At 68.1% G+C, this 17,400-nt stretch carries 16 protein-coding genes; 9 read left to right on the top strand and 7 right to left on the bottom strand.

Annotated elements, in window-relative coordinates; translation table 11 throughout:
• Nucleotides 1–160 precede the first annotated feature (160 nt).
• The 3 genes from AC07M9_RS15840 to AC07M9_RS15830 all read right to left on the bottom strand — a co-directional run bounded on the left by AC07M9_RS15840 (nucleotide 161) and on the right by AC07M9_RS15830 (nucleotide 2,778).
• Nucleotides 161–1,507, bottom strand: a complete 1,347-nt coding sequence (locus tag AC07M9_RS15840; RefSeq protein ID WP_494884939.1) for an AtzE family amidohydrolase — start codon at nucleotides 1,505–1,507, stop codon at nucleotides 161–163.
• A 2-nt stretch (nucleotides 1,508–1,509) separates the two neighbouring features.
• Nucleotides 1,510–1,716 (bottom strand): hypothetical protein, encoded by a 207-nt coding sequence (locus tag AC07M9_RS15835; RefSeq protein ID WP_494884937.1) that lies wholly within the window; start codon nucleotides 1,714–1,716, stop codon nucleotides 1,510–1,512.
• A 219-nt stretch (nucleotides 1,717–1,935) separates the two neighbouring features.
• Nucleotides 1,936–2,778, bottom strand: a complete 843-nt coding sequence (locus AC07M9_RS15830; RefSeq protein ID WP_494884935.1) for a DODA-type extradiol aromatic ring-opening family dioxygenase — start codon at nucleotides 2,776–2,778, stop codon at nucleotides 1,936–1,938.
• Between the two features lie 207 nt (nucleotides 2,779–2,985).
• On the opposite strand from AC07M9_RS15830, the gene AC07M9_RS15825 reads away from it, so the two are divergent.
• The gene (locus AC07M9_RS15825; protein WP_494884933.1) at nucleotides 2,986–4,266 is read left to right on the top strand and encodes an MFS transporter; all 1,281 of its coding nucleotides are present in this window, start codon (nucleotides 2,986–2,988) and stop codon (nucleotides 4,264–4,266) included.
• Between the two features lie 4 nt (nucleotides 4,267–4,270).
• Here the strand turns inward: AC07M9_RS15825 and AC07M9_RS15820 are convergent, their stop codons facing one another.
• The 3 genes from AC07M9_RS15820 to AC07M9_RS15810 form a co-directional block, all read right to left on the bottom strand.
• The gene (locus AC07M9_RS15820) at nucleotides 4,271–5,149 is read right to left on the bottom strand and encodes a hypothetical protein (RefSeq protein WP_494884932.1); all 879 of its coding nucleotides are present in this window, start codon (nucleotides 5,147–5,149) and stop codon (nucleotides 4,271–4,273) included.
• Between the two features lie 427 nt (nucleotides 5,150–5,576).
• Nucleotides 5,577–5,786, bottom strand: coding sequence for a hypothetical protein (locus tag AC07M9_RS15815; RefSeq protein WP_494884930.1), 210 nt, complete (start codon nucleotides 5,784–5,786; stop codon nucleotides 5,577–5,579).
• Nucleotides 5,787–6,084: 298 nt separating this feature from the next.
• Nucleotides 6,085–7,176, bottom strand: a complete 1,092-nt coding sequence (locus AC07M9_RS15810; protein WP_494884929.1) for an acetamidase/formamidase family protein — start codon at nucleotides 7,174–7,176, stop codon at nucleotides 6,085–6,087.
• 324 nt (nucleotides 7,177–7,500) lie between these two features.
• Between AC07M9_RS15810 and AC07M9_RS15805 the strand changes: the two genes are divergently transcribed.
• From AC07M9_RS15805 to AC07M9_RS15795, 3 genes are all read left to right on the top strand, one after another.
• A complete protein-coding gene (locus AC07M9_RS15805; protein ID WP_494884928.1) occupies nucleotides 7,501–7,986 on the top strand; it encodes a VOC family protein in 486 nt (161 codons plus the stop codon).
• Between the two features lie 130 nt (nucleotides 7,987–8,116).
• Nucleotides 8,117–9,310 (top strand): aromatic ring-hydroxylating oxygenase subunit alpha, encoded by a 1,194-nt coding sequence (locus tag AC07M9_RS15800; protein ID WP_494884926.1) that lies wholly within the window; start codon nucleotides 8,117–8,119, stop codon nucleotides 9,308–9,310.
• Between the two features lie 38 nt (nucleotides 9,311–9,348).
• Entirely contained in the window at nucleotides 9,349–11,673 is a 2,325-nt protein-coding gene (locus tag AC07M9_RS15795; protein WP_494884925.1) for an acetamidase/formamidase family protein, read from the top strand.
• 35 nt (nucleotides 11,674–11,708) lie between these two features.
• Here AC07M9_RS15795 and AC07M9_RS15790 read toward each other — a convergent pair whose 3' ends face one another.
• Nucleotides 11,709–12,533 (bottom strand): oxidoreductase, encoded by an 825-nt coding sequence (locus AC07M9_RS15790; RefSeq protein WP_494884924.1) that lies wholly within the window; start codon nucleotides 12,531–12,533, stop codon nucleotides 11,709–11,711.
• 351 nt (nucleotides 12,534–12,884) lie between these two features.
• Between AC07M9_RS15790 and AC07M9_RS15785 the strand changes: the two genes are divergently transcribed.
• Genes AC07M9_RS15785 through AC07M9_RS15765 form a run of 5 tightly spaced genes read left to right on the top strand, consistent with a single transcriptional unit; the run spans nucleotide 12,885 to nucleotide 17,388 of the window.
• Nucleotides 12,885–14,015 (top strand): LLM class flavin-dependent oxidoreductase, encoded by a 1,131-nt coding sequence (locus AC07M9_RS15785; RefSeq protein WP_494884922.1) that lies wholly within the window; start codon nucleotides 12,885–12,887, stop codon nucleotides 14,013–14,015.
• Complete coding sequence (locus tag AC07M9_RS15780; RefSeq protein ID WP_494884921.1) at nucleotides 14,008–14,643, top strand: cysteine hydrolase family protein; 636 nt, start codon at nucleotides 14,008–14,010, stop codon at nucleotides 14,641–14,643. Before AC07M9_RS15785 ends, AC07M9_RS15780 begins: the two co-directional genes overlap by 8 nt.
• Nucleotides 14,631–15,026 carry a VOC family protein gene (locus AC07M9_RS15775; protein ID WP_494884920.1) on the top strand — a complete coding sequence of 132 codons (396 nt, stop codon included), beginning with the start codon at nucleotides 14,631–14,633 and terminating at the stop codon, nucleotides 15,024–15,026. The genes AC07M9_RS15780 and AC07M9_RS15775 overlap by 13 nt, the downstream gene beginning before the upstream one ends.
• Nucleotides 15,023–15,991, top strand: coding sequence for an isopenicillin N synthase family dioxygenase (locus tag AC07M9_RS15770; protein WP_494884919.1), 969 nt, complete (start codon nucleotides 15,023–15,025; stop codon nucleotides 15,989–15,991). The genes AC07M9_RS15775 and AC07M9_RS15770 overlap by 4 nt, the downstream gene beginning before the upstream one ends.
• Nucleotides 15,988–17,388, top strand: coding sequence for an amidohydrolase family protein (locus tag AC07M9_RS15765; RefSeq protein ID WP_494884918.1), 1,401 nt, complete (start codon nucleotides 15,988–15,990; stop codon nucleotides 17,386–17,388). Before AC07M9_RS15770 ends, AC07M9_RS15765 begins: the two co-directional genes overlap by 4 nt.
• The last annotated feature ends 12 nt before the right edge of the window (nucleotides 17,389–17,400 follow it).

Below are 17,400 nucleotides of genomic sequence, written 5' to 3'. Positions count from 1 at the left end.
CTGCTCTGGGGCTTGTGCGTATGCGGTGGATTTGTTGACGGCGATCCCGCATCAAGTCCGGAACGACGATCAATCACCCCTTCTTTCGTCATCCCCGCGAAGGCGGTGACCCGCTTTTGTCTTTGAGGTTCCGCACGGTCGCAAGCGTAGGTCGGGCGGTTCACCCCGCCGGCGGCACCGGCACTGCGCAAAGGCCCTTGTCGATCAGCTGCCGCGCCGCGCGCAGCAGCAGCGGTTCGTTGCCCGCCGCGCTGATCAGCTGGATGCCCAGCGGCATGGCGAAGTCGCCCGCCAGCGGCAGGACCAGCGCGGGCAGGCCCATGAGGCTGATCGGCTGGGTGTAGATGCCGAGGTGGCTGCGCGCCGGGATCGACTGGCCCTCGAACGTCATCACCGGATCGGCGATCAGCGGGGCGAAGCCGGGCGCGGCGGGGGTGAACAGCACGTCCGCCAGCTCAAACTGGCGGCGCAGGCGCGCCTGGATCCAGCTGCGGAAGCGCTGGGCGGCGAGGTAGTCGTCGCTCGGAAGCAGCAGGCCGGCCAGCAGGCGCTCTCGCACCGGCGGCTCGAACTGCGTGGGATCGGCCTCGAGCGCGGGGCGGTGCAGGCTGGCGCCCTCCGCCGCGATGATGACCGAGGCGGCGGCGCGGGCGATCTCGGAGTGCGGCAGTTCGAAACCGACACGGCCGAGGCGGTTCCAGAACGCGTCGAGCGGCCCGCGCATCTCGTCCGAGATGTTGTCGTCGAACCAGCTCATCAGGCGGCCGAAGGAAATCTCGCCGCGCAGCGTGTCCGAGCGTTCAGGCGCGCCTTCGCGCAGGACCGTGCGCACCAGCGCGACGTCGTCGAGGTCGCGGCCCAGCGCGCCGACCACATCGAGGCTCTCGACGAAGGGATAGACCCCTTCGCGCGGCAGGTCGCCGTAGGTCGGCTTGAGGCCGATCACGCCGGTGAGGCCGGCGGGTACGCGCAGCGACCCGTTGGTGTCGAAGGCGAGACTGAGCGGCACCGTGCCCGTCGCCACCGCTACCGCCGAGCCGCCCGCCGCGCCGCCGGCGACCCGAGCCGGGTCGTGCGGATTGCGGGTGGTGCCGTAGTGGGCGTTCATGGTGACGAAGCCGTAGCCCAGCTCGTCCATGTTCTGGGTGCCGATCAGCACCGCGCCGGCTGCTTCGAGCAGGGCGATGGCCTTGGCGTCGCGGCTGGCGAAGGCAGCGGTCAGGCGGGTGCGCGAGCCGGCGGTGGTGATCTCCCCGGCGACGTCGAACAGGTCGGCGACGCCGAAGGGTACGCCCGCCAGCGGACCGGGATCGAGCCCGGCCTCGACCAGCTTGTCGACCGAGGCGGCGCGCAGCAGCGCGCGCTTGCGCAGGAGGCGGGTGAAGCCGCTGCGCTCGGTCCCCAGCGCCTCGGCATGGTCGAGGGCACTGCGGCACAGGTCCACGGCGGTGGTGACGCCGCTGCGGACCTGCGCGGCCATGGCGATGGCAGTGAGGGGCGCGGTCATGCTCAGGCCTCGAAGCGCATGGCGCTCGCGCTGCGCGGGTCGAGCGCGAAGGCGCGCAGGGTATCGACGTGGTCCTGCAGCACGATCAGGTTGGAGAGCACGCCGGGCACGCATTCCTCGGGCGCGGAGACGCCGGCCTCGGCCATGCGCGTGCGCACGCTGTCCAGGGTCGGACGAGCCGCCTTCCCGCTTGCCTGCGTCACCGCCATGCTCCTTCTCGCGCCGAAATAACGGCGGCCACCCTTACAGCCTTGCCTACGGGCGGCAAGAGCTTCGCGAGCGGGTGGGGCAAACGAGGATCAAGGGCCAGGGAGAGCCCTCACTCAATCCTCGTCGTCCCCGCGAAGGTGGGGCCCCTCTTTCTGGCGGCGCGTGCCGGAGGAGAACAAACGGGGTCCCCGCCTTCGCGGGGACGACAGGGGGCTGCCTCAGCCGAAGCGGAACCCGGAGATGTCCGCCATCATCACGTTGTCGCCGAATACCTTGGTTCCCGGCGATTCCCCGCCCGCGCCCGCCGCGACCATCAGCGGCAGCAGGTGCTCCTCGCGCGGGTGTGAGAGGCGACCGGCGGGGGCTTCGGCCCAGTGCTGGAGGTTGGCTTCCCGCTCGGCCGGGGCGGCTTCGACGGCGGCGGTGAGCCACTGGTCGAACACTGCCGAAGGGCGCGTGGCGGACGGCGTCCGGAACCCGCGCATGTTGTGGTAGCTCATCCCCGAGCCGACGATGAGGATGCCCTCCTCGCGCAGCGGCGCCAGCGCGCGGCCGGCGGCGATGTGTTCGGCCGGGTCGAGGTCGGCCTTGAGCGAGAGCGGTACGACCGGGATGGTCGCCTCGGGGTCGATCAGGAGGAACGGCACGAAGACGCCGTGATCGAAGCCGCGCGTGGCATCGGTGCGCGCGGGCAGGCCCGCCTCCGTCAGAAGCGAGACGATGCGGTCCGCGAGCGCCGGGGCGCCGGGCGCGGGGTACTTCAGCTCGTAAGTATGCGGCGGGAAACCGTAGTAGTCGTAGATCATCCCCGGCTCCACCGCGGCCGAGGCGGTGAAGGCCGGCTCCTCCCAGTGACCCGAAACGACGACGATGCCCTTGGGTTTCTCCGGCAGCGTCGAGACGAGGGCGCGCAGCCACGCCTCGGTCTTGTCCCAGGTATCGGCCGGGCCGCCCATCATCGCCGACCAGTCCATGAAGAAGCAGGGCCCGCCGCCGTGCGGGATGAAGAAGGTGGGCATCTGGGTTTCGGAAGCCGTGATCCCGGCGGTCTGTGCATTCATCGCGGCGAATCGTCCCTTGTTGAATTTGCCGGCGCGGCCCCCTTTTCGAGAGCGCGCGGTGTCGGCATCAAGTTCGGATTGCCGGTACGCGCATGCAAGGGCGCAAACTTGATACGGCGCGAAGGATTTGTTGCAGCGCGGTGATAATCGCTTGGGATCGGAGCCGCGCGGGGATTTACTCCGGGAAATTCGGAATTGGAGACCCAGATGCCCACCGCTTCCCGGGACCGCGCCGCCACCCACCTCACGATCGCCGCGACCATGGGCAACCTGGTCTGCACCACCGCCGCCATCAGCGCGACCTTCGGGACGTTCCTCGTGCCGATCACACAGGACCTGGGATGGTCGCGCGCGGCGGTGTCGGGCGTGCTGGGCCTCATCGCGATCCTCGCGGCGCTGAGCTATCCGCTGATCGGGCGGACGATGGACCGGGTCGGCGCCCGGCCGATGATCCTCGCGGGCAACCTCGCGCTCGGCGTGCTCATCATGGGACTGTCGCAGACGACCGGGAACATCTGGCTGTTCTACGCGCAGTTCGGCGCGATCGGGCTGGCGGGGGCGACCTGCGCCTCGCCGATGATCGCCAAGGTCGTCTCCAACTGGTTCGACAGGCGGCGCGGCCTGATGCTGGGCGTCACCGCCGGCGTCGGCAACGGCGTGGGCGCGACGCTCATGCCGATCGTCGCGGGCGTGCTGCTGCCGCTGATCGGCTGGCGCGCGACGTACGGGGCGATCGGCCTGATCGTCATCGTCGTCGGATTCCCGCTGATGTGGCTGTGGCTGCACGACACCCCCGCCCGCGTCCCCCGCGCCGCGCCGCAGAAGGAGCCCGCGCCGGTGATGGAAGGCCTGACCCTGCGCGAGGCGATGGCGACCCGCCACTTCTGGGTCCTGCTGATCGCGGTGGCGAGCGGCGGCGGCGGCATGACCGCGGTGTTCACCCACGTCGTCCCGATGATGACCGACCGCGGCTTCGGCCTCGGCGAGGCGACCGCCACGATCGCGACCTTCGCGCTGGTCACCGCCGCCTGGCAGGTGGTGACCGGCGGACTGCTCGACCGCTTCCGCACGCCGCTGCTGGTGGTGCCGATGTACGGCGCGGCGATGGCGGGCCTGGGCCTGCTGCAGTTCGGCCATGGCAGCGTGGCGATGAGCGCGGCGGGCGTGCTGCTGGGCATCGGCATGGGCGCGGAATATGGCGCGCTGTCGTACTTCTGCTCCCGCTATTTCGGGCTGAAGCACTTCGGGTCGATCAACTCGGTGCTCTATTCCGCCGTGATCCTGGCGCAGGGGCTGACGCCGGCGGCGATGGACCTGAGCTACGGGAGCACCGGCAGTTACAACCAGGCCTCGCTGGCGATCATCGCGGTGCTGGTGGTCGGCATGGCACTGCTGTTCCTGCTTCCCGGCATCGGTGCCGACGGACGCACCCTCGCCCGGCGCGCGGCCCCGGAACCCGTCGGCGACATGGTGCTGGCGGCCGGCTGAGGCCTCAGCCCGGGAATGCGGCGTAGGCGCGGACGCGGTCGATCGAGGACAGGCTTTCGGCGGTCCACCGGTCGAATGCTTCCACCATGACCGGAAGGACTTCCACGTAGTCGCCCGGTCGCTCCGAAAAGGCGACGTAACCCCGCTCCGCCGCCTTGGTGAGCACGTTCTTCACATGCGTGCGGGACATGCCGCCGCGCTGCGCGGCGTGGGAATAGAACCCGGACGGACTGCGATTGTCGGCGCTGCCGCGGATCGACTGCATCAGGATCATCAGCACGCGAAAGCCCACCGATTCCTGAACGAAATAGTCCATCGGCGGATTGGCGCTCATGATCTCGTTGGCGATGTCGAGGGTCCTGAGCCCTGCGAGACGGAACGCGCGCTGGTAGCCGCGATCGTCGTCGAGCGCCGGGCGGTAGTCCACCTCGGGCCGCAGCAGCGTCAGCGGCCGGTGAAACACCCGTATCCACGCGCAATCGGCGGCGATGGCGCGCGGCGTCGCGCGGAGCAGGCGGACCCTGCCGTCGCGAGGCGCCGGCACGCTTTCGAGCAGACCCTCGTGGCGCAGCTTTGCCGCAAGGTCGACGATGCGTCGCCCGGGCGCGATGCCCATCGTCGGCAGCACGTCGCCCAGGACCTGTATCGTGACGCCGCCGCTGGCGTCCTCGGGATCGCGCATGGCGTCGAGAGAGACGATCAGCATGAAGGTGACCCCGCGCTCGTACTCGACGAGCCCGCGCAGCCGCCAGTCGTCGAGGTAGAGCCCGGCCAGCCCGTCGATCAGCGCGGCCCTGGCGTCCTCGAAGCGCGGATGCGCACGGACGCCCTCGACCGTGATATGGTCAGCGCCGGGATCCCCGGCCCTCCAGTCCTGCTGCATGCCCCCACGTCGCCCCTGTAGAATACGCCCGTGCCGAAGAGGCCTGGGCCACGCGCAAGCGCCATGGCCCGGCAGCCGCGATGCTTTCCGCAAAGTATCGCTTCCGTCGGGCATCGACCCGCACATGCCATGAGGCGGCTTCCGCCCCGCCAGATTAACCATTACCGACAACATGTCGCAATGGAATTCTGAGCGATTTCAGCGGCAAACGATTAAAAATGGCTCAGCAGCCTGATCGGCCGCTGAGCCAAGGGAAAGGCGGATGTGTCATCAGCCTTCGGGTCGCCCCGCTCGCTTACCGACGTGCGAATCCTTCGCAATGAAACAATTCCGTTGTATTTCAGGGACCGCCGGATTTTTTACGTGACGGGCGGCAAGCCGCCGGCACGCATCCGCGAAGGACAATCTCCGGCGGTCCGCCCAGGCGTCATTTGGTCGAGTATTCGCCCGGCTTGGCCTGGAAATTCTCCTGCGCGAACGCGCGCGCGGCATTGGCGGTCTTGAACAACTCGTCCTGGAGCGCGGCCGTGACGAGGGGATAGCCCTGCGAGTTGTACCGCGTCGTCCTCACCGTGAGGCGGAAATGTCCTTCCTCGTCCTTCTTGATAAGGAACGGGCGGGCGCTGGGGTCGGTCATGGTTCAGGATCCTCGTTTCAATGATGCGGCCCGGAAGGGCAGGGAAAGCGGCGCGCGCATGACGGGCATGCGCCAGCAGCGGCGCATCCCGGCTTCATGAGGCTCGTAAGGGACAAAAGTGGGTAGCAGGGCCACCCGTTAGTCCGTCGCACGCGACGTCAGCACCGACCGGCTTAGCCAGTATTTGCGCAAAATGCAATCTGCTGGGCTGATCGCGGCCCGCCGCGCCGCACGAAAAAGAGCCCGGCCCTTGCGGGCCGGGCTCCAGTCTGCCCCCGTCAGGAGTGAGGGTGTTCGATTAGCCGGGGTCGATGACGGTGCCCTTGGCCGGGAAAATGCGCCGCTCGATGCGGGCATGGACCCCCAGCGTGCCATCGACGACCTGGGTGATCCCGAAGTCGGCGGCGACGCTCATCAGAGAATAGGCGTCGTTCTTGCTGAGCCCCTGCTTGTCGTGGAGCAGGTGAAGCATGTCCATCGAGCAATTCTTCATCGCCTGGTCGAGGTCCTCGCCGAAGCCGTGGACGATCCAGTTTTCGGGCGTTTCCAGCAGCGGCGAGGGGAAGTCGAAGTCCTTGCGCAGGATGATCTGGAACAGGCAGTCGAGCGAGGCCTCGATCGCGGTGCCGGAAATCTCGCCGTCGCCCTGGCTGACATGCGGGTCGCCGATCGAGAACAGCCCGCCCTTGACCTGGCACTTGTAGAACATCGTCGATCCCGCGCCGATGCGCCAGTTGTCGATGTTGCCGCCGTGCAGGCCCGGCGGAATGGTCGAGACCGGCTCGTTGACCGCAGGCGCCACGCCCGCGGTGCCCAGGTGCGGGCGCGCGGGAATGGTGATGCCGGGGAGTGCCGGCTGGCGGTCGCAGACCGGGCAGTTGGTGATCGTGCCGGGGACCAAATATTCGCCCTTGAAGTCGTAGGCGTAGAGCGCGTGGGCAGTGTTGGCATTGGGGTCGAGCTCGTAGATCGTCACCCGTTCCTGCTTGCCGAACTCCTCGTAGAGATGGCCCCAGTTCGCGGCGAGGTTCGAGCCGTAGTTGTTGCGCGGCACCATCTGCAGGTAGCGCACCTCGATCATGTCGCCGGGCTCCGCGCCCTCGATGTAGATCGGGCCGGTCATGATGTGTACGCCCGGCGCGCGGCTGGCGGGGTCGACCTCGCGGAAGATGCGCTCGACGCCTTCGTCGAACATCAGCTCGGGCGCATCGCCGGCGTGGTGGGTGATCGCCTCGGCATGGACGAGATCGCCGCTCTTGATCGTGAGGGCCGGCTTGATGTCGGGCGAGAAGTAGCCCCAGTGAATGGTCTCCGGCGTGGCCTTGAGATGCCAGATCGCCGAAGGTCGCACTTGCGCCTTTGGCGAACCCAGAGTGGTGACCGAAGCCATGCATTGCCCCTTTGCTGCTGTGAGGATCGACACCGTGACTCTCGCGGCGATGCGAAAATGGGTCTTGGCCCTGTGCGCCCTCCGACTTGGCGAAGCCGGCGGTTGGTCGGAAGCCGGCCGATTCCGACCAACCGCCGTCGTCCCCGCGCGCAGGCGAGGGCGGCGACAATCCGGTTTGATGCGCTCAAGCCTGCACAAACCGGACTCGAGCGGGCGGTTCTCGACCGCCTTGGCGTCCCCATCAACAAACCGGACGCCTGCCGCCAAGAGCCGGGCGCCCGATTGGCGCAAGACCCTGGGCATCAAGAGCCGCAAGGAACCTGCATGCCCAACACCCTCATCTTCGTCGACCTGCCTGCAGACGATCCGGCCGCCGCCGGCCGGTTCTACGCCGAAGTCTTCGGCTGGCGCGACGACCACAAGCCGGAAGGCGTCTATCACCGCATGGTGCCCGGCGGCATGTTCCCCAATCCCGATGGCAGCGACAGCGAGATCGGCAACCTCCACGTCGGCATCTTCGACCCCGCCAACGCCCGCCCGCATCCCGACGCCGAGGGCATCGCCCCGCGCGCCATCGCCGCCGACGGCCGCAAGCCCCGCATCTGGGTGCTCATCAGCGATGACGACACCCCCGAGCGCATCCTCGCAGCCGCCGAGGAGCGCGGCGCGACCGTGCTGTGGCGCAACCACTTCTGGAGCACCTTCAACGGGCTCAACCACTGCTTCCGCGATCCGTGGGGCAACGAAATCCTGCTGTGGGGCAAGGCGGGCGATCCGCCGAAGATCCCCGAGGGCTACACCAAGGAATAACCGGCCCCGGCAGCTGCAAAATAGCGAACGGGCCGTTCACAAAACCGTTCTTGCCTTCGCAGGTGCGGCATGCCGTTTTCGAAGCAGGCCGCACCCGCAGACCAAAAAAACCGATCCAGGGAAGTTCACCATGTCCGCCCCAACGATGTCCGACAGCTTCATCGAGTCCCTCTCCGCCTCGGCGGTCGATCTCGCCGATGCGGTGACGCTGCCGCCCGAGTGCTACACCGGCACCGACTTCTACGAGTTCGAGAAGGACGCGCTCTACTTCAACGAGTGGCAGTGCGTGGGGCGCGAATCCTGGATCGCCGAGCCGGGCGAGTTCTATACGACCCGTACCGTGAACGAGCCGATCATCGTCGCGCGCAATCTCTCGGGCGAAATCAACGCGATGTCGGCGGTCTGTCAGCACCGGGCGATGCTGGTGGCCGAGGGCGCAGGCAAGGCGCGCGGGTTCCTGTGCCCCTACCACCACTGGAGCTATTCGCTCGACGGAACGCTGGTGGCGGCCCCGGCGATGAACAAGACCTGCAATTTCGACCGCAAGGAAAACTCCCTGCCGCGCTTCGCGGTGGAGATCTGGAACGGTTTCATCTTCATCAACTTCGATCGCGACGCCGCCCCCCTCGGCCCCCGTCTCGCCAAGGTCGCCGAGGCGATCTCCGGCTACGACCTCGCCAGCGCGGAAGGCCCGAAGCCGGACCCGGCGGCCAAGCTGCCGTGGAACTGGAAGGTGATGTTCGAGAACAACAACGACGGCTACCACGCCAGCCGCCTCCATGCCGGGCCGCTCCACGACTTCGTGCCCTCGGGCCGCGCCGAGTTTCCGCACTCCGAGCCAGAGGACGCCGGCTTCCTGCGCTTCAACGGCACTCTGCACGCCGACGCCAGCTTCAACGCCACCCAGCGCGCGGTGCTGCCGGTGTTCCCCGGCCTGAAGGACGAGGCGCGCCAGCGCATGACCTTCGCCAACGTCCCGCCCTCGCTCAGCCTGGTAATGATGAGCGACATGGTGATCTACCTCATCCTGCGCCCCGACGGCCCGGAATCGCACGAGCTGGAAACCGGCTTCCTGTTCGCGCCCGGCGCCATGGCCGAGCCCAACTTCGAGAATCTGCTCGACATGAACCTCTCCGCCTCGGGCAAGATCATCGCCCAGGACATGCACGTCGACGAACTGGTGCAGGAAGGCCTGCGCTCGCGCTTCGCACCGCGCGGCCGCTACTCGTGGCAGGAGGGCGCACAGGGCCAGTTCAACAAGTGGCTGGTCCACCGCTACCGCAATGCACACAAGCGGCTGGCGGGTACCGAAGCGATCGACTAGGCTGGTCGCCAAGGGTTAGATAACAAGGAAATTCCGGCATGACCGGCGTGCGATTGACGACGAATGCCTATCCGCACGACCAGCGGCTGCAGGCCTGGCGTTTCGCATTGCAGCGCGTCAGTATCGAGCTGGAATCCGAAGACGAGGACATCTACGGGGACCTCGTCAGCTTCACCAGCGGCCAGAAGATCCAGTTCATCCGCTGCACCGGCACCGCGCAGGCCCTAAACCTCGACTTCCGGCAGGAGGCGCGCTGTTTCTGGCTCGTGCTCCTGCTGGAAGGCCGTGTCACCGCGATCAGCGGCGAGCACGTGATCGAGATCGGCGAGGGCGACATGGTCTACGGCGGCGGCGACACCCGCTGCCGGATCGGCATGGAGGGCGACTTCCGCCTGCTCGTGGTCAAAGTGCCGCACAGCCTGCCGGCCCTGAAATCGCGCTCGCAGCTTCCCACCGAGATCAGCGACCTCATCGCCGACACCGCCGTCGCCCGCATGATGTCGAGCCTGCTGCGCACCGTCGCAGACACCATCCTCGACGTCTCGGACGACCAGATCCGCCCGGTCGAACTGGCCCTGCCCGAGATGATCGCCGCCACCCTGCTCGACCGCGCGCCCGCCAAGGCGCTGGGCGGCGCTGCAGGAGGGCGCGCGGCGATCCTCGAGCGGGTGTTCCAGTCGATCGAGATGCGATTGTCCGACCCCAACCTCAACACCCACCAGATCGCGAGCGAGCACAACATCTCGCCGCGCTATCTGCAGAAGCTGTTCGAATCGCACGGCGAAAGCTTCGGCCACTTCGTCAAGCTGCGCCGGCTCGAGCGCTGCCGGCTCGACCTCGGCAGCCCGCTTCACGCGCAGCGCTCCATCTCGGAAATCCTGTTCCAGTGGGGCTTCAACGACAGCGCCTCGTTCTCCCGCGCCTTCCGCGAGCAGTATGGGATGAGCCCGCGCGAATACCGCAAGTCGCCCGAAAGCGTCGGCTCCTCCGCCGAAGCGCCCCGGCGCGGACGGCCGGAAAAGGCCCGCGACGTGCGGCTGGAGAACCGCGAGCCGCCCAGCGAACTCATCGCGCCGGGCGCAGGCTCCGTCCTCCCCGCGCTCGACGATGCCGCACGCACGCGGCGCCACCACTTCCTGCCCGCGCGGCCGGACACGATCCACTGGGGCTACTTCAGCCGCTCTCTCACCCCGGCGCTGGAGATCCGCTCGGGTGACTACGTGACCATCGAAACTCTCACCCACCACGCCAACGACGATGCCGAGCGCATGATCGAGGGCGACGCGGGCGCCGAGGCGGTGTTCCACTGGACCGCCGAGGGCAAGGCGGTCGAGCGGCGCGGCGCCGGTCCGTTCGACGCCTCCGCACTGGGCCGCGGCCCCGGCGAGGGTTTCGGCGTCCACATCTGCACCGGCCCCATCGCCATCGAGGGCGCTAGGCCCGGCGACGTGATCGAGGTGCGCATCCTCGACATGGAGACGCGGCCCAGCCAGAACCCGCGCTTCGCCGGCCGCGCCTTCGGCAGCAACGTCGCGGCGTACTGGGGCTTCCACTACAACGACCTCCTCACTGAGCCCAAGGGCCGCGAGGTCATCACGATCTACGAGATGGACGACGAACCCGGCCGCGCCACCGCGCAGGCGGTCTACTCCTACCGCTGGACCCCGCAGACCGACCCCTCCGGAATCGTCCACGAGCGCTACGACTATCCCGGCGTGCCCGTCGATCCCGAAACCATCACCCGCAACTTCGACGTGCTGCGCGACGTGACGATCCCGGTGCGTCCGCACTTCGGCGTGATCGCGCTGGCCCCGGCCCATTCGGAGCTGATCGATTCGGTCCCGCCCGCCAACTTCGGCGGCAACATCGACAACTGGCGGCTCGGCAAGGGTGCCAGCTGCTTCCTGCCCGTGGGCGTGCCCGGCGGGTTGCTGTCGATGGGCGACCCCCACGCCAGCCAGGGCGATAGCGAACTGTGCGGCACCGCCATCGAATGCTCGATGACGGCGGTGATCCAGGTCGTGCTCCACCCCGCCAAGACCAGCCGCAAGTACATCCGCGACATCGACTATCCCTTGATCGAGACGCCCGACGAATGGGTGATCCTGGGCTTCTCGCACCCCGACTATCTCAAGGAACTCGGCGCAAATGCGCAGAGCGAGGTCTACAAGCAAAGCTCGATCGACGCCGCCATGCGCGACGCCTTCCGCAAGGCCCGCCGCTTCCTGATGACCATCCGCGACCTCACCGAGGACGAGGCGATCTCGCTGCTCTCGGTGGGGGTGGACTTCGGGATCAGCCAGGTCGCCAACGGCAACTGGGGCGTCCACGCGGTGATCCGGAAGAGTTTGTTTTCGTCCTGATTCCTCCCCGAGCTTGTGCTCGGGGAGGAACGTGCTCAATCCGCCGCGACGCTGGTCGTCAGGTGCTTCCACGTCTCGAACTGGGTGCCCAGCATGGCGAACTCGCGCGTCGCGTAGCCCAGCGCGTCGTTGCCCAGCAGCAGCACCAGCGGCGGCTCGGGCGAGGTCACGGCGGTCAGGATCGCCTGCGCGGTGAGGTCGGGATCGCTCGGCTCCTCGCCGTGGTGGCCGGTGAGCACGCCGCGCGCGGTGTGCGCGGTCTCGGCGTAGTCGGCGATGGTCGGCTCGGCGCCCAGCAGGCGCGAGGCGGCGAATTCGGTGCGCATGCCGCCGGGCGCGACATTGGTCACCTGGATGCCGAGCGGGTTCACTTCCTGCGCCAGCGTGCGGCCGATGCAATCGAGCGCGAACTTGGTGGCGCCGTAGATCGCGGTGCCGTTCCAGCAGGCCATGCCGCTGATCGAGCCGATGTTGACGATGTGCCCCGACCGGCGCGCGCGCAGGTGCGGCAGCGCCGCCTGGATCACCGCCAGCGCACCCCAGACGTTGACGTCGAACAGCGCCTTGGCATCCGCGATCGGGGTTTCCTCGACCGCGCCGGTATAGCCCAGGCCGGCATTGTTGACGACGAAGTCGAGCCCGCCGGTGCGTTCATCGGCCGCGTCCACCACGGCGGTCACGGCGGCGGGGTCGGTGACGTCGAGGACCATGCCGATCGCCTTGTCGCCCAGCGCCTCGAACGACGCCACCGCTTCCGCGCTGCGCACGGTGCCGACGACGGTATGCCCGGCCTCGAGCGCCGCGCGGGCGATCGCGCGGCCAAGGCCGGTGCTGACGCCGGTGACGAACCAATTGCTCATAGCATTTTCCCTTGCAAATTACTCTCACGGCTTACCGCCCGCTCACTCCGCGCGCTTTGCAGCCCGCGCCCGACACCTTGATGAATAGCCATATCTTCGTCACCATCCCCGTCGCGCGATCGCGCAAGACGGTGGGTGATGGCTGGGACGAACCAGTTAGTCCCATTCCAAGGCCCCGTCGCCCCCGCCTACGCGGACGACGGGTTTTCTAAAACGCCGCCTGAGATCGAAACCTGGCCCGGAGCCTCCCCCCATCCTCGACCACCAACAACAGCGCGGGCGCAGGGTGACAAGAACCGCATCGCACCCCATCCTAGCCTTTGTGCCAGCAGTACGATGCAGGGGAGACGCATGAGCCAGAGCCAACCGAGACCCGACAGTTTCGGCCTTCCGTCCGACAGCGGCGGCCGCGACCTCGGCATTTTCATGCCGATGGCGAACGGCGGCTGGATCCTGTCGAAGAATGCGCCCGCGCTCGACGGTTCGTACGACTACAACCTCAAGGCCGCCAGGCTGGCCGAGGACATCGGTCTCGACTTCATCATGGCGATGGCCAAGTATCGCGGCTACGGCGGCGAGACGAAGCACTGGAATTCCTCGCTCGACTCGCCGATGATGATGGCGGGGCTGGCGCAGGCGACAAGCCGCGTGAAGGTCTGGGCCACGGTCCACACGATCCTGCAGAACCCTGCCGTCACCGCCAAGATGATCGCCACGCTCGACCAGATCAGCCACGGCCGCGCCGGGCTCAACGTGGTGACGGGCTCGTACAAGGGCGAGTTCTCGCAGATGGGCGCATGGCCCGAAGGCGTCGACCACGACGAGCGCTACGTCCTGGCGACCGAGTGGATCCAGGCGATCAAGGCGCTGTGGACCGAGGATTCGGTGTCGGTGGAGGGCAAGTACTTCACGCTCGAGGACTGCATGTCCAACCCCAAGCCTTCCACTCCGCCGTTCCTCGTCTGCGCCGGCACGTCCAAGGTCGGCATCGCGTTCACCGCCAACGAGATGGACGCGCTGTTCCTCTCGGGCGGCAATGTCGAGGAACTGGCGAAAGTCAGCGCCGACGCCAAGGCCGGGGCGCTCGCGCTGGGCTCGAAGATCCGCACCTATTCGATGATGACCGTGGTCTTCGGCGAGACCGACGCCGCCGCCGAGGATACCGCCGCGCATTTCCGCGCCGGGTTCGACGAAGGCGCCCTCCACGGCATGATGCGCGCCTACGGCTTCCTCGACGGCGAGATCGGTAAGGAAAACGCCTTCACCCAGAAGGCGCGCTCCACCTTCATGACCCCGCACGTCCTCGGCACGCCCGAGACGGTGATCGACCGGCTGAGCGAGATCTTCGAGAAGACCTCGCTCGACGGGCTGATGCTGATCTTCCCGGACTACCACGCATCTCTGCCGATCTTCGGCGAGAAGGTCCTGCCGGTGCTGCGCGAGCGGTTCCCCTCGCAGATGGAGCAGAGCGCGCATGTCTGATCTTCCCCACGTCGCGCCCGGCGACATGATCGCGCCGGGCCGCACCGCCCTCATCGTCGTCGACGTGCAGGTCGATTTCGCCTCGCCCGAGGGCCTGATCGGCCGCTACGGCACCGACATGAGCCCGGCGGAAACCGCGATCGACCGGATCGAGGAGCTGATCGCCGCCGCCCGCAAGGCGGGCGCCACCGTCGGCTTCATGCGCGTCATGACCCGGCCCGAGACCGACTCCAATACGCTCAAGACCTGGATGGCGCGGCGCGGCACGCCGGACAACGCCGGCATCTGCCGCATCGGCACCGGCGGCGAGGACTATTACCGCGTCGCCCCGGAGCCGGGCGACATCGAGGTCAGCAAACTCGCCTATTCGAGCTTCCACGGCACCGATTTCGAACAGCAACTGCGCGCGCGCGGGATCGACACGCTGGTGATGACCGGCCTCACCACCGACTGCTGCGTCGATTCCACCACGCGCGACGCCTTCCACCGCGATTTCCATACTTTCGTGGTGTCCGACGCCTGCGCCAGCTTCGACGAGGCGCTGCATGTGGGGACACTCAACGCGCTCAACCAGCACACCTCGCTGCTGGTGACGACAGACGCGGTGGTGGCGGCATGGTCGGCCTGACGCTCGCTTACGTCACCTTCCTGGCGCGCGATGTCGCGGCCTTGGCGCAGTTCTATGTAGACGCGCTGGGGCTGGAGGAAGTGCTGGAATCGCGCGACCACCGCTACCGCGAAGTGCACGGCGGCGGCTGCGTGATCGGTTTCGCGACCGAATCCGTGCGCCCCTTCGTCAACCTGCCCGAGATCGAGGCGGTGGGCACCCGCTCGATCCTGACCTTCGACGTGGGCAGCGCGGCGCAGGTCGCGGTCATGGCCGAGCGCGCCGTCACCCACGGTGCCATGCTGGTGCGCGAGGGACAGGACACCTTCTTCGGCCAGCACCAGGCCGTTCTCAGCGACCCGGAAGGCAACGTCATCCGGCTCGGCGCGGCAATCGGCTCGTGATCGTCTACGAACCGCCCCGCGCCGCGACCCGCATCGCGCAGGTGGACCTCGCCGGCAGCTTCAACGATCCGGCCGAGCAGGCCCGCGTCGCGCGGGAAATCCACCGCGCGCTGCGCGAGACGGGGTTCTTCTACGTCACCGGCCACGGCGTACCGCAACGCCTGCTCGACGCCCAGATCGACCAGACCCGCGCCTTCTTTGCGCAGGACGAGGCGGCGAAAGCCAGAGTTTCCATCGAACATTCGCCCGCCCGGCGCGGCTACGAGACGACCGGCAGGCAGGTGCTCGACGCCGGTTCGGCGGCGGACTTCAAGGAGAGCTTCATGCTCGCCCGCGACCTGCCGCCCCATCACCCCTGGGTCGTCGCCGGGCTGCCGATGCAGGGACCGAACCAGTGGCCCGAGGGTCTCCCCGGTTTTCGGGAGCAGATGGAAGCCTATCAACGCGAGATGATCCTGCTGGGGCGGCACCTGATGAGCTGCCTCGCGCTGTCGGTCGACCTTGACGCGGAATGGTTCGCCGATGGCCTGCGCGATGCCCAGTGCGGCGTGCGCCTGCTTTCCTATCCGCCGCAGCCGCAGGACGCGGAAGCCAACCTGCTCGGCGCGGGGGCGCATACCGACTGGGGCTCGATCACGATCCTGCTGCAGGACGACATGGCGGGCCTCGAGGTGCGCAATGCCGATGGCGAGTGGATTCTCGCCACGCCGATCCCCGGCAGCTTCGTCATCAACGTGGGCCAGATGATGGAGCGCTTCACCGGCGGGCTCTATCGGGCCAACCTCCACCGCGTGCGCAACAACCACGAAGCCCGCGCGCGCAACTCGGTCGCGACCTTCTTCGAACTGGAGCCGATGTACCGCATGGAAACCGCCCCGACCTGCGTGACCGGCGCCGAAAGCGGCCCACCCCTGACCATCGGCGAGCATCTCGAAGACATGGCCCGCGCGAGCTACGCGCCATGAGCGAGGCCCGCACCCCCGTAGACCTGCTGATCCGGGGCGCTTGGATCGTCACCATGGACGAGACGCGGCGCATCTACCGCGACGGCGCCCTCGCCGTCGTGGGCGACCGCATCCACGCCGTCGGCCCCAGCGCCGAGGTCGAGGCCACGGTCTCCGCGCGCGAGGTGATCGACGGCTCGCGCTTCGTGCTGACGCCGGGGTTCGTGAACTGCCATGTCCACATCACCGGAGAGCCGATCACGCGCGGCGCGGTGCCCGACGACACCGACTGGGAAGCCAACGTGATGGGCTGGCTGATCCCCACCTATCAGGCCCAGACGCCCGAGGAGGAGCGCCTCTCCGCCCGCTTCGCCGCGCTCGAGATGCTGCGCACCGGCACCACCTGCTTCATCGAGGCGGGCACCATCCTCGATCTCGGCGCGGTCTACGACGGGCTTGCCGAAACCGGCATCCGCGGCCGCATCGGCCAGTGGGCGCAGGACCGCGCCTTCGACCCCGCCGAGGACCAGGCCGCGCTCACCGCGAAAGCCATCGACACGCTCCAGCGCGAGGTCGAGCGCTATTCCTGCGCGGGCGACCCGCTGCTGGCCACATGGCCCGCGCTGGTCGGCCATGTCACCGCCACCGACGACCTCTGGCGTGCGGCGACGCAACTGGCGAGGGACCACGGCGCCGGCGTCACCGCACACATGAGCCCGGATCCGCAGGACCCCGAATTCTTCCTCGCCACCACCGGCAGGCGCCCGATCGCACATCTGGCCGAGATCGGCGCGCTTGGCCCTCACCTCTCGCTCACCCACGCGATCTTCCTCGACATCGACGAGGTCGGCCTGCTGGCGAGCAGCGGCACCCACGTCACCCATTGCCCGATGACGGCGATGAAGGGCGCCTACGGGGCCAGCAGCGCAGGGCTGTTCCCCGAGATGGCGGCGGCCGGCGTCCCGATCCAGCTGGGCACCGACGGCAACAACAACGGCAACGCCGCCGACATGATGCGCGCGATGTACGTCACTGCCGGGCTGTTCAAGGACGCCCGGCGCGATTCCAGCCTGTTCTCGGCCTACGACGTTTTGGAATGCGGCACCTTGAACGGTGCGGCCGGCGCGCAGATGGGCCACCTGATCGGCTCCCTCGAACCGGGCAAGAAGGCCGACTTCGTGGCGCACGACCGCCACCGGCCCGAATGGACGCCGCTGCTCAACGTTGTCAACCAGCTCGTCTGGTCGGCGGACGGGCGCGGGGTCCACTCGGTCTGGGTGGACGGGAAGCGCCTCGTCGACGATTATCGGGCGACCACCATCGACGAGGATGAAATCCTCGCCGAAGTGGAAGCCGCCGCACCGGCGCTGCTCGCCCGCGCCGGAAAGACCGTTCCCTGCCGGTGGCCGGTGCTGTGACACCTGCCGCCT

The organism is Novosphingobium sp. GW821-FHT09E05 (genome assembly GCF_059416165.1).
The sequence above is the reverse complement of the archived record's forward strand: the minus strand, read 5'-3'. Positions and strand labels throughout refer to the sequence as shown.